We start from the raw sequence: 12,044 nt of genomic DNA, 5'->3' as shown, positions 1-12,044 counted from the left end.
AGGGCGCCGGGGCAGGCCATTCGGATGTCCCCGACACCTCCTAGGCTGGAGGGATGCGGCTCGCCACCTGGAACGTCAACTCCATCCGCGCGCGCGTCGAGCGCACCGTCGACTTCGCCGTGCGCGAAGACATCGACGTGCTCGCGATGCAAGAGATCAAGTGCCGACCGGATCAGTTCCCCTACGCACAGTTCGAGGACGCCGGGTACTCGGTCGAGGCGCACGGGCTGAACCAGTGGAATGGCGTCGCGATCGCGAGCCGCCTGCCGATGACCGACATCGAACATTCCTTTCCCGGCATGCCCGGCTTCGCGAAGGGACACGAGGGTCCGGATGCTCCGCTCGAGGCGCGCGCCCTCGCCGCCACGGTCGACGGGGTGAAGGTGTGGAGCCTCTACGTTCCCAACGGTCGCTCGCTCGACGACCCGCACTTCGTCTACAAGCTCGACTGGCTCGATGCGCTCGCGCAGTACACACGCGAGACCCTGCAGGGCGACCCCGACGCGGCCCTCGCGCTGGTCGGTGATTTCAACATCGCCCCGACCGACGCCGACAACGGCGACCCGACGGTCATCCCGGGCGTCACGACGCACGTGTCCGAGCCCGAGCGTGCGGCCTTCCGCGAGCTCGAGACCGCGGGGCTGAGCGATGTCGTGCGGCCCCTCGTGCCGACCGGGTTCACCTACTGGGACTACAAGCAGCTGCGCTTCCCCCGCAACGAGGGCCTGCGCATCGACTTCATCCTCGGTTCCCACGCCCTTGCCGAGGCCGTGCGGGGCGCGGCGATCCACCGCAACGAGCGCAAGGGTGAGATCCCGAGCGACCACGTCCCCGTCGTCGTCGACCTCGAGCTCGAAAGCGCCTCGGATTCCGACGATGTCCCGATGATCTTCGGCTGAGGCCTCTCCTCCGTCCGGCGGATGTCGCCGCGAGCCGGCCGTCGTACCGTGGAGGAATGAGCGAGTCCGATCGTGCGTCCCTGAGGCGTGTGCCGACGTCGGCCGACCTCCGAGCCGATGCCCTCCTCGCGGCCGCGATGCTCATCGGCAGCATCCTGAGCGCGTGGCTGACCTCGGTCGCGGGGCTCTACGGTGACGAGCAGGCCCCCTTCGGGTGGGGTGTGGTGTACTCCGCCGTCGTGACGGCACCGCTCGCCTTCCGGCGACGCTTCCCCTCCCTCGTGGCGATCGTGGTGTGCGCGGCGTACTTCGTGGCCGTGAGTCTGCGCATTCCCGAGATCTATGTCGGCAACATCGCCGTGTTCATCGCGATCTACACCGTGGGGGCATGGGTCGACGACCGCCGCCGCGCCATGCTCGTGCGGGCCGTGCTGATCGCCGGCATGTTCGTCTGGCTGCTCATCACGACGTTCCAGGGTTCGACCGCCCCGACCGACGAGGGCCTCTCGCGTGTCGGCGCCTTCTCTCCGTACGTCGCGTTCATGTTGATCCAGTTCCTGATCAACGCCCTCTACTTCGGCGGCGCGTACTACTTCGGCGATCACGCGTACGCCGCGGCCCGCAAACGCGCCGAGTTGCGCGAACGCACCGCACAGCTCGAGCGTGAGCGCGAGGTCACCGCCCGGCAGGCGGTGGCGCTCGACCGGCTCCGGATCGCGCGCGAACTCCACGATGTCGTGGCGCACCACGTCTCGGCGATGGGCGTGCAGGCGGGCGCCGCCCGTGCGGTGTTCGACAGCGATCCGGCCGCGACCCGACGCGCATTGTCGGGTATCGAGGCATCCGCTCGCGAGGCCCTCGACGAACTGCGGCAGCTGCTCGGGACCCTGCGCACGCCCGACGATTTCGTCATCGAGGGTGCCGATGACGCGGCGTCCACCGTCCGGCTCGCGGGGCTGCCCGGCCTCGTCGAGCACGCCGTCGAGGCGGGCCTGCCGACGACGCTCAGCGAACTCGGCGACCCCTGGCCCGTGCCGGACGTCGTGCAGGTGAACCTCTACCGGATCGTGCAGGAGGCGCTGACGAACGCGCGACGCCACGGCGGTCCCGATGCCCGCGCGGACGTACGCCTGCGGTACAGCCCCGACGCCGTCGAGATCGAGGTCACGAACGACGGCCGCACCGGCGTGCCCGCACGCGGAGGCCTGGGACTCGTCGGCATGCGGGAGCGCGCGAGCGCCTCGGGCGGCACGATCGATGCCGGGCCACGCTCGCGTGGCGGGTACCTCGTCCGCGTGCGCGTGCCGCGCCAGCCCGCCTGGAGCAACTCGTGAGTTCCGACGGCTCGGCGGGGCAGCCGATCCGTGTCCTGCTCGCGGACGACCACGCCGTCATGCGAACGGGCTTTCGCATGATCCTCGAGGCCGCGGGCGGCATCAACGTCGTCGGCGAGGCCGAGACCGGCGCGGCGGCCGTGGAGCGGGCGCGCACGCACCGCCCCGACGTCATCTGCATGGATGTCCAGATGCCCGTGTTCGACGGCCTCGAGGCGACGCGCCGGATCGTCGCGGACCCGGATGTCTCGGCGGCCGTCCTGATCGTCACGACGTTCGACCGCGACGACTATCTGTTCCAGGCCCTCGCGGCCGGGGCGAGCGGGTTCCTGCTGAAGAACGCGGGCCCCGAAGACCTCGTCGCCGCCGTGCGCGTCGTGGCATCCGGTGACGCACTGCTCGCCCCCGAGGTCACGCGCCGCGTGATCGCCCGGTTCGCGGGCGGACCCGCACGAGCCGACGCAACGGGCGAGGCCGCCGTCACTCCCTGGCCTGCTGCGGGTGCGCCCGGCGGTGGCGCCCCGCCCTTCACCGAGCGCGAGGTCGAGGTGCTGCGGCTGCTCGCCCAGGCGCTCAGCAACGCCGAGATCGCGGCGCGCCTGGTGATCGGCGAGGCGACCGTCAAGACGCACGTCTCGAACGTGCTGCAGAAGCTCGGGGCCCGAGACCGCGTCGCCGCGGTCGTCTGGGCGCACCGCAACGGCTTCGTCTGAGCCTCCCCCGCGCGCCGGAGCATGAAGACCCCCCGGCGGGGGGAGGCCCCATCGAGCGTGCATCCGTAACGTGGAGTCACACCCACGGAAAGGACGACGGATGCTGCGATTGACCGGTATCACGAAGAGTTACGGGGGGCGTCGCGTGCTCGACGATGTCTCGTTCGACGTCTCGCCCGGGCGCCTGACGGGCTTCGTCGGTGGCAACGGCGCCGGCAAGACGACGACGATGCGCATCATCCTGGGCGTCCTCGGCAAGGACGGCGGCCAGGTCGAGCTCGACGGTGCGGCCGTGTCGTCGTCCGACCGGCGCCGGTTCGGCTACATGCCCGAAGAGCGCGGGCTCTACCCGAAGATGAAGGTGCTCGAGCACATCGTCTATCTGGCGCGCCTGCACGGCTACTCGAAGGCCGAGGCCACGACGCGCGCCCAGGGCCTGCTCGAGCAGCTCGGTCTCGGCGAGCGCCTCGGCGACAACGTCGAGACGCTCTCGCTGGGCAACCAGCAGCGCGCACAGATCGCCGCAGCGCTGGTGCACGACCCCGAGGTGCTGATCCTCGACGAGCCGTTCTCGGGCCTGGACCCGCTCGCCGTCGACGTCGTCGCCGGCGTTCTTCAGGCACGGGCCGCCGAGGGCGCCGCCGTGCTCTTCTCATCCCACCAGCTCGATGTCGTCGAGCGGCTCTGCGACGACCTCGTCATCATCGCGAACGGCACGATCCGCGCCGCGGGCAGCCGCGACGCGCTCCGCGCCCAGCACTCGGCCCAGCGTTTCGAGCTCGTCTCGGCGGTCGACGCGGGTTGGGTGCGCGACGTGCCCGGCGTGACCGTGCTCGAGTTCGACGGCGGCTACGCCCTGTTCGACACGGACACCGAAGAGACCGCGCAGGCGGTTCTGCGCCGGGCCGTCGAGCGCGGCGACGTGACGAGCTTCGCGCCACAGCATCCGACCCTCGCCCAGATCTTCAAGGAGGTCATCCAGTGAGCACGCCCATCACGTCGTCCGCCTCTCGTCAATCGCCCTCGACCGCGCAGAGCGTCTGGCTGGTCGCCGAGCGCGAGATCGGATCGAAGCTCCGCTCGAAGGCCTTCCTGATCTCGACGGCGATCCTGTTCGCCGTCGCGCTCGCCGGCGTGATCTGGGGCGGATTCACGGCGCGCGATGCCTCGGGCATCCCGGTCGCGGTGACGCCGGACGCGTCCTCGCAGGTGCAGGGCATCGAGGGTCTCGACATCACCAACACGCCCGATCGCGCGGCCGCCGAAACGCTCGTCCGCGACGGTTCCGTCGACGCGGCGATCGTCGGTGACGCGTCGTCACCCGTGGGCATCGCGCTCATCGCGGATTCGTCCCCCCCGACGACCCTGCTGCTCATGCTGGCACAGACACCCACGGTCGAGCTGCTCAACCCGGACGAGACGGGCGGGGCTCTGCGCTACCTCGTCGCCATCGGGTTCGGCGTGGTGTTCCTGCTGGCCGCATCGCTGTTCGGCGGGACCATCGCTCAGAGCGTCGTGGAGGAGAAGCAGACCCGCGTCGTCGAGATCCTGATCTCGGCCGTCCCGACCCGCGCGCTGCTCGCCGGAAAGGTCATCGGCAACACGGTCCTCGCGATGGCGCAGATACTCGGACTCGCGGCGATCGCGGTGGTGGGCCTGACGGTGACGGGGCAGACGGCGCTGCTGCAGGGCCTGGGCGGACCCATCGCGTGGTTCGCGGTGTTCTTCTTCTTCGGCTTCATCCTGCTCGCGTCGCTGTTCGCCGCCGCAGCCGCGATGGTGTCGCGTCAGGAGGACATCGGTTCGACCACGACCCCGCTGACGATGCTGATCATGGCGCCGTACTTCCTGGTGATCTTCTTCAACGACAACCCGCTGGTGGTCGGCATCATGTCGTACGTGCCGTTCTCCGCTCCGGTCGGCATGCCCCTGCGCCTGTTTCTCGGCGACGCGCAGTGGTGGGAACCTCTGCTGTCCCTCGTGATCCTGATCGCGACCTGCGTCGCCGCGATCTTCGTCGGCGCGAAGATCTACGAGAACTCGCTGTTGCGCATGGGCGGGCGCGTCAAGCTCGTCGAGGCGCTGCGCGGCTGACGAGTCGCATATCGGCTGCTGTTCGCGGCATCCGCGCCATCGATGGGTGGAGCGGATGCCGCGAACGCGCGCCATCGTGTGAATCGGCGGCGTGTGACTCGGCGGCGTGTGAATCGGCGCCGTCAGGACACCCGAGAATCGCCCTCGACGGGCGCGGTGGTCGACGACGGGTGCTTGAGCGCCGACGCGACCGCGCGACCGTAGTGGCCGACCAGTGCGTCGGCGGCACCGACCAGCGCCAGGTGCGACAGGGCCTGCGGTGTGTTGCCTGCCTGACGACGACCGCCGACGTCGTACTCCTCCGACAGAAGACCGACATCGTTGGCCAGGGCACACAAGCGGTCCATCAGGCGAGCGGCATCAGCACCTCGCCCCGAAGCGGCGTATTGCTGGACGAGCCAGAACGAGCAGGCGAGGAACGGATGCTCGTCGCCCTCCAGCCCGTCGACCCCGGTCTCGGTGCGGTATCGCAGCAGGAGTCCGTCGGGCATCAGCGTGCGCTCCATCTGGGCGACGGTCGCCAACATGCGCGGGTCATCGGCCGCGCAGTACCCGACCTGCGGGAGAAGGAGCAGCGAGGCATCCACCTCGCTCGTGCCGTAGAACTGCACGAAGAACCCGCCGTCGGGGTCCACGCCCCGCTCGTCGATCTCGCGCCGCATCCGGTCGCGCAGGCGCTCCCAGTGATCGGCCGGCCCGTCCAGTCCGCCTTCCCGTACGGCACGGATGCCCCGGTCGAGCGCCGCCCAGATCATGACGCGGGAGTGTGTGAACATGTGCGGGTCTGCGCGGATCTCCCAGATGCCGTTGTCGACGCGGTCCATATTCGCCTCGACGTATGCGAGCAACGCGCGCTGCATCGGCCACGATGCTTCGGACTCGGGCAGACCCGCCTTGCGCGCCTCGTCGAGGGCGACCATGACCTCGCCGATGACGTCGGCCTGAAACTGATGTGCCGCGCCGTTGCCGATGCGCACGGGTGCCGCGCCGCCGTACCCCGGGAGGCTGTCGAGCTCGCGCTCGAACAGATCACGCTCGCCGCCGAGCCCGTACATGATCTGGAGTTCCGCGGGATCCCCCGCGATGGCGCGGATGAGCCACGCGCGCCACCGGTCGGCGACTCCGAGAAAACCATGCCCGATGAGCGCCTCGAGCGTGAGCGCCGCATCCCGCAACCAGACGTAGCGGTAGTCCCAGTTGCGGGTTCCCGCGAAATCCTCGGGCAGCGACGTGGTGGCGGCTGCGACGATGCCGCCGGTGTCGTGGTGAGACAGGGCGCGCAGCACCAGCAGCGAGCGGACGACGTCGTCGTGGTGCGGACCGGCGTGATCGATGCGAGCTGCCCAGTCCTGCCACCACGCGGTCGTCGCGGCGAGCGCCCGATCGACGTCGATTGCGGCGGGTGCATCCAGGTAGGAGGGGAACCACGAGAGTGTCAGGTCGACCCGCTCGCTCGCGCCGACCGCCAGTGTGCCGCGGTGCTCATGGTCCGTCGGCGCGAGGCGGGCGCCCCGAAGGATGACCGCATCGGGGCCGGCGACGGCGAGGAGTGCGGGGGCGTCATCGTCGCCGACCTGACGGACCCACGGCACCGCCCGCGCGTAGTCGAAGCGCAGGGTGAGGCGCTGCGTGAACTCCATGGTCCCGCTCACCCCGACGACGCGGCGGACGACCGCTACGCCGTGCTCGGAAAGTCCATCTCCGTGCGGCATGAAGTCCCAGACCTCCGCGACACCGGTCGCGCTCTCCCAGCGCGTCACCAGCACGAACGTGTCGCCGTCGTAGCGTCGCGTGGGGACGGCCGATGGATCCGTGGGGCGGAGGCCCCAGCATCCGTGCCGCTGATCACCGAGCAGGGCGCCGAAGATCGATGCTGAGTCGTAACGCGGCAGGCAGAGCCAGTCGATACTGCCCTCCCGAGAGACGAGGGCCGCGGTGCGCGTGTCGCTGAGCATGGCGTAGTCCGCGATGGGGGAGGTCACCGTCCCCATGGTGTCAGGGGGGACTGGGAGATCTCCCGATCATCCGCGCGGATAGTGTGGGCGCATGACGGTCGAGACCACGCTCCTGATCCTGGGCGCCTCGGGCGACCTCACCTCGCGCCTGCTGCTCCCGGCTCTCGGCGAGCTCCTCACCCGCGAGAGCTGGCGGCGCGTGCACCTGCGCGGCGCGGGCATGGATGACTGGAGCGACGACCACTGGCGCGACGTCGTGCGCGCATCCTTCGCGGCCGGTGGCGCGGATGCCGCGAACGATGTCATCGCGTCGACGAGTTACACCCGAGCGGACATCACGAACGCCGACGACCTGCGCACACTCGTCGCATCGACTCCCGGACGGTTGGCGCTCTACTTCGCCGTCCCCCCGGCGGTCGCCGCGCGGGCGTGCGAGGCACTGACCGACGTCGAGCTGCCCGAGGGGACGATCCTCGCGCTCGAGAAGCCGTTCGGGGTCGACGAAGAGAGCGCACGGGCCCTCAACGCCACCGCGCTCGGGCTCGTACCCGAGCAGCAGATCTTCCGCGTCGATCACTTCCTCGGTCGGTCGACCGTTCTGAACCTGCTCGGAGTCCGGTTCGCGAACCGGGTCCTCGAGCCCGTCTGGTCGGCCGAGAACATCGAGTCCGTCGTGATCCGCTACGACGAATCCCTCGCGCTCGAGGGTCGGGCGGGGTACTACGACCACGCGGGGGCGCTGACGGACATGATCCAGAGTCACCTGCTGCAGGTGCTCGCGTTCGTGGCGATGGAGCCACCCGCGACCCTCGACGAGGTCGACCTGCGTGACGCGACGTCCGCGGCACTTCGGGCGACGGTGCTCTGGAACGACGATCCGGCGCACGCGGCACGACGCGCCGTCTACACGGCGGGGACGAGCAATGGCACGCCGGTGCCCTCGTACGTCGACGAGGTCGGGGTCGACCCCGCGCGCAACACCGAGACGCTGGCCGAGCTGACCTGCGAGGTGCGCAACGCGCGCTGGCAAGGTGTGCCGTTCACGCTCCGGTCGGGCAAGGCCCTGGCCGCTCGCGATGCGGAGATCGTCTTGCGGTTCCGCCCCGTCCGGCATCTGCCCCAGGGCTTCACCGGCGACGCCGAGGGCTCCGTGCTGCGCTTCACGCTCGGGCCCGACCGGATGTCCCTCGAACTCAATGTCAACGGGGCCGATGATCCGTTCCGGATGGAGAAGACCGTGCTCACGGCGGACCTGGGCGACGGCGCCCTGAGGGCGTACGGCGAGGTGCTGTCGGGCATCCTGGACGGCGACGCGACGCTCTCGGTGCGCGCAGATGCCGCCGAGCAGTGCTGGCGCATCGTGCAACCCGCGATCGATGCCTGGCGGAGCGGCTCGGTCCCCCTCGACGAGTACGCCGCGGGGTCGAGCGGCCCCGCGGGCTGGGCGAGCCTGGACTGACCGTCAGTCGCCCTCGAGCACCGAGAGGACATTGCCGGCGGGGTCGCGGAACCACGCGATATCGGGCCCCATTCCTCGCGAGATGCCCTTTTCGTCGGTGCCGTAATCGGGGTCGGTGTAGATCTTCGTCGCGACCCCTCGCGCGTTGAGGTCGTCGACCGCCGCCTCGACATCGTCGACGGGGAAGTTCAGGATCGTGAAGCTCGCGGGCTCATGCCCCTGCTTCCCGTAGATCAGGATGTCGGCTCCCGACCCGAGCCGCAGCCGCAGGAATCCCATGGGGTCGTCCTCGACCGTCATGCCCAGGATGTCGGCGTAGAAGTGCCGCGCGGCGTCGATGTCATCCACCGAGAATCCGCCGAATGCGTGCTCGTTCGTGAACATGCGTCCTCCTCGTGTCCGTGCGCACCAGGGTGCTCCCGAGTGGCGCGGATGTCCAGACCCGGTCGCACCGGATCGAACCCACCCGACTCGGCTGTCAACCCCCGGCCCCGGGCGCGCCCGCGCTGGTTACTCTGAGACATGCCCGCCCACATCCTCGGCATCGGCACCGCTGTGCCGACCACCGTCCTGCCCCAGTCCGTGGTGCGCGACCTGTTCCTGGCGCAGCCCGGTGTCGACAGATTGACCGCGCGCTTGATCGGCGCGGCGTTCGACCAATCCGCGATCGACACCCGGCACACGGTGCTGAGCGAGCTCGGCAGCCAGCAGGCAGGATCGTCCGACTTCATCGACGGCGAGAGCCGCGAAGTGCGCTCACCCCTGACGGGTACGCGCAACGACGTGTACCGCCGTGAAGCGCCGCCGCTCTTCGCCCGGGCTGCGCGTGAAGCGCTGGCGCGAGCGGATGTCGAGGCATCCGCCATCACACACGTCGTGACGGCCTCGTGCACGGGGTTCTTCGCGCCGGGACCCGACTATCGCCTGGTCCGCGATCTCGGGCTAGTCACCACGGTCGAGCGCGACCACCTGGGCTTCGTGGGCTGCGCGGCCGCGTTCCCGGCCCTCCGGCAGGCCGCGCGCATCTGCGCCGCCGACCCGCACGCCGTCGTCCTGGTCGTGTGCGGCGAGATCTGCAGCATCCACCTGCGCGCGTCGTCGGATCCCGAGCAGATCGTCGCCTCAGCGGTCTTCGCGGATGGCGCCGCCGCGGCCGTCGTGACGGCCCGGGCATCGACCGATGCGCCGAGCCTCGCGCTCGAGGGATTCGCGACCGCGCTGACGAGCGAGGGCGAGGACGACATGCGCTGGATCATCGGCGACCACGGGTTCGAGATGACCCTGACGGCCGAGGTCCCCCGCATCGTGGGGCGCGAGGTGCGCGATGCGCTCGCGCCCGTCCTCGCGCGCGACGGGCGGGTCGACCGGTGGCTCGTGCATCCCGGAGGCCGGAGCATCCTGGATCGCTTCGAGACCGCACTGGATCTGCCGGGCGACGCCCTCGAGCTCTCGCGCGACGTTCTGCGGCGATACGGCAACATGTCGTCGGCGACCGTGCTCTTCATCCTCGCGCGGATGCTCGAGGAACCGGACCTGGTGGACGGTTCGCGGGCGATCGGGGTCGCGTTCGGCCCGGGACTGACCGTCGAGTCGGCGCTCCTCACGGCCCGTGTGCCGACGGTCGTGAACGCCGACGAGATCGCCGGACTCCGCCCCGAGCCGATCACCGCGGGATGACCCGGATGGCCCGGGTGACCACCGGCCGGGGGCGTCCGACCCTGAACGAACGCGCCGAGAACCTGCGCGAGCTCATGGACGACCCCGACTGCGACCCCGATCGGCTGCGCGCGACCCTCGAGCGCTTCACCCTCGTCAACCGACTGATCGCCGCCTGGGGCACCGTGTACCGGACGCGCGTCAGACCAGCGCTGGCCACGGCACCGGGTCCCGTGCGTCTGCTGGACATCGGATGCGGTGGGGGCGATGTGCTGCGTGGACTCGTCGCACGCGCGAGGGCGGACGGCTTCGACGTGACCGGTGTCGGAATCGATCCGGACGAGCGGAGCCTCGCCGTCGCGCGCGCCGCGCGACCCGTGCCTCGCATCGAGTACCGGCTGACCGACAGCACTCGGCTGGCAGATTCGGGCGAACGCTTCGACGTGACCCTGTCGAGCCACGTCATGCACCACCTCACGCCCGCCGAACTGCGTACGGTGCTCGAGGACTCGGCGCGCCTCGCCACCCGCCTCGCCCTGCACTCCGATATCGCCCGCTCGCGCCTGGCCTACGCCGCCTACGCCGTCGGCATCACCCCGCTGGCACCGGGCACCCTTCTGCGAACCGACGGCCTCCGCTCGATCCGCCGCAGCTGGACGCCGACCGAGCTCGCCGGGCTGGTACCGGAGGGGTGGCTCGTCGAGCGCCCGGCGCCCTTCCGCCTCCTCGCCGTCCGAAACCTCGCGGCATGAACGACGTGCTCATCGTCGGTGCCGGGCCGGTCGGCGTGATGCTCACCGCCGAACTCGCGCGCCTCGGCGTCGAGGCGACCGTCATCGAGGGACGCGCGGACCGATCTGCGGGGACCCGGGCCGTCGGCGTGCACTCCGCGGCATTGACGGCGCTCGAGCAGTCGGGCGCAACGGATCGACTGCTCGCCGCCGCTCGACGGGTTCGCACCGGCGTTGCGTTGGCGCAGGGACGACGCCTCGGCACGGTCCACTTCGATCGGCTGCACTCGAGGCATCCGTATGTCGCCACGCTCCCCCAGCACGCAACCGAGGCCGCGCTCGCCGCGACCGCGGACGCCTGGGACGCACCCGCCGTCCGCCGCGGGCTGACAGCGCAACGCGTCTCTCAACGGGGGCCTGCCGTCGAGGTGGAGATCGTCGACCGCGCCGGGCGAGCGACGGTCGAACGATCACGGATCGTCGTCGTCGCCACGGGATCGCGGGGACGCACGATCAGCCCGCTCACCGCGGCCGTGCGCACGAAGACCTACCCCGATCGGTACCTGATGACGGATGCTCCCGACACGAGTCGCGACGGCGACTCCGCCGTCGTGCGACTCGAGCCCGACGGCGTACTCGAGTCGTTCCCTCTGCCGGACGGGATGCGCCGGTATGTCGCCTGGGTCGAGGAAGGCGGTGTCGAGGAGGGGGACGCCGCGACAGACCGTCTGCGCGCCATCGTGGAACGACGGATGGGGACCGCATCCGGGGCCGATGGCATCCGGGCGGCGACGGCATTCGGGGTTCGCCGTTCGCTCGTTCCCGCGATGCGCGGCGGCGCGGTCTTCGCGATCGGCGACGCCGCGCACGAGGTCAGCCCCATCGGGGGTCAGGGCATGAATCTCGGCCTGATCGACGCGGCCACCCTCGCTCCCCTGCTCGCGCTGTGGGTGAGGGACGGCGTCGCGCCCGAACGGGAACTCGCAGGGTGGGAACGTCGTCGGCTGGCGGCGGCTGTTCTGTCGGGTCGCATCGCCGCGGCGAACACCGCGCTGGGCCGGGCGGGGGGCCGCGCAACGACCCGAGCACGCCGGGCGGCTGTCGGCCTGGCGCTCCGCGGGATCACCGGCAACATGCTGACGCGGGCATACGCGATGGGCTTCGACCCCGCCTCGCGGACTCGGTCCTGAATACTCGAGCGCC

General features: G+C 70.6%; 11 protein-coding genes. 9 read left to right on the top strand and 2 right to left on the bottom strand.

Features of this window, described 5'->3' with window-relative positions:
- Window positions 1-53 precede the first annotated feature (53 nt).
- The 5 genes from C2868_RS13640 (at window position 54) to C2868_RS13620 (ending at window position 5,040) form a co-directional block, all read left to right on the top strand.
- On the top strand, window positions 54-899 hold the full coding sequence (locus tag C2868_RS13640; RefSeq protein ID WP_100812667.1) for an exodeoxyribonuclease III: 846 nt from the start codon (window positions 54-56) through the stop codon (window positions 897-899).
- Window positions 900-955: 56 nt separating this feature from the next.
- Window positions 956-2,233 carry a sensor histidine kinase gene (locus tag C2868_RS13635; protein ID WP_100812666.1) on the top strand — a complete coding sequence of 426 codons (1,278 nt, stop codon included), beginning with the start codon at window positions 956-958 and terminating at the stop codon, window positions 2,231-2,233.
- Between the two features lie 59 nt (window positions 2,234-2,292).
- The gene (locus tag C2868_RS13630; protein WP_100812852.1) at window positions 2,293-2,946 is read left to right on the top strand and encodes a response regulator transcription factor; all 654 of its coding nucleotides are present in this window, start codon (window positions 2,293-2,295) and stop codon (window positions 2,944-2,946) included.
- Between the two features lie 100 nt (window positions 2,947-3,046).
- Entirely contained in the window at window positions 3,047-3,931 is an 885-nt protein-coding gene (locus C2868_RS13625) for an ABC transporter ATP-binding protein (RefSeq protein WP_100812665.1), read from the top strand.
- Window positions 3,928-5,040 (top strand): ABC transporter permease, encoded by a 1,113-nt coding sequence (locus C2868_RS13620; RefSeq protein ID WP_232711377.1) that lies wholly within the window; start codon window positions 3,928-3,930, stop codon window positions 5,038-5,040. Before C2868_RS13625 ends, C2868_RS13620 begins: the two co-directional genes overlap by 4 nt.
- A 122-nt stretch (window positions 5,041-5,162) precedes the next feature.
- On the opposite strand, the gene C2868_RS13615 is transcribed toward C2868_RS13620, so the two are convergent.
- Window positions 5,163-7,031 carry a glycoside hydrolase family 15 protein gene (locus tag C2868_RS13615; RefSeq protein ID WP_100812664.1) on the bottom strand — a complete coding sequence of 623 codons (1,869 nt, stop codon included), beginning with the start codon at window positions 7,029-7,031 and terminating at the stop codon, window positions 5,163-5,165.
- 55 nt (window positions 7,032-7,086) lie between these two features.
- Between C2868_RS13615 and C2868_RS13610 the strand changes: the two genes are divergently transcribed.
- Window positions 7,087-8,454, top strand: coding sequence for a glucose-6-phosphate dehydrogenase (locus C2868_RS13610; protein ID WP_100812663.1), 1,368 nt, complete (start codon window positions 7,087-7,089; stop codon window positions 8,452-8,454).
- 3 nt (window positions 8,455-8,457) lie between these two features.
- On the opposite strand, the gene C2868_RS13605 is transcribed toward C2868_RS13610, so the two are convergent.
- Complete coding sequence (locus C2868_RS13605) at window positions 8,458-8,838, bottom strand: VOC family protein (RefSeq protein ID WP_100812662.1); 381 nt, start codon at window positions 8,836-8,838, stop codon at window positions 8,458-8,460.
- A 138-nt stretch (window positions 8,839-8,976) separates the two neighbouring features.
- On the opposite strand from C2868_RS13605, the gene C2868_RS13600 reads away from it, so the two are divergent.
- From C2868_RS13600 to C2868_RS13590, 3 genes are read left to right on the top strand one after another with little or no spacing between them, the layout of a single operon-like run.
- Complete coding sequence (locus C2868_RS13600; RefSeq protein ID WP_103663495.1) at window positions 8,977-10,131, top strand: type III polyketide synthase; 1,155 nt, start codon at window positions 8,977-8,979, stop codon at window positions 10,129-10,131.
- Window positions 10,128-10,862 (top strand): methyltransferase domain-containing protein, encoded by a 735-nt coding sequence (locus tag C2868_RS13595; protein ID WP_103663494.1) that lies wholly within the window; start codon window positions 10,128-10,130, stop codon window positions 10,860-10,862. The genes C2868_RS13600 and C2868_RS13595 overlap by 4 nt, the downstream gene beginning before the upstream one ends.
- Window positions 10,859-12,031, top strand: a complete 1,173-nt coding sequence (locus tag C2868_RS13590) for an NAD(P)/FAD-dependent oxidoreductase (protein ID WP_100812660.1) — start codon at window positions 10,859-10,861, stop codon at window positions 12,029-12,031. The genes C2868_RS13595 and C2868_RS13590 overlap by 4 nt, the downstream gene beginning before the upstream one ends.
- Window positions 12,032-12,044 lie beyond the last annotated feature (13 nt).

This window comes from Microbacterium sp. CJ77 (assembly GCF_002911615.1).
In the GTDB taxonomy this organism is placed as follows: domain Bacteria; phylum Actinomycetota; class Actinomycetes; order Actinomycetales; family Microbacteriaceae; genus Microbacterium.
Note: the sequence above shows the minus strand (reverse complement) of the source record. Positions and strands in the feature narration are given on the sequence as shown.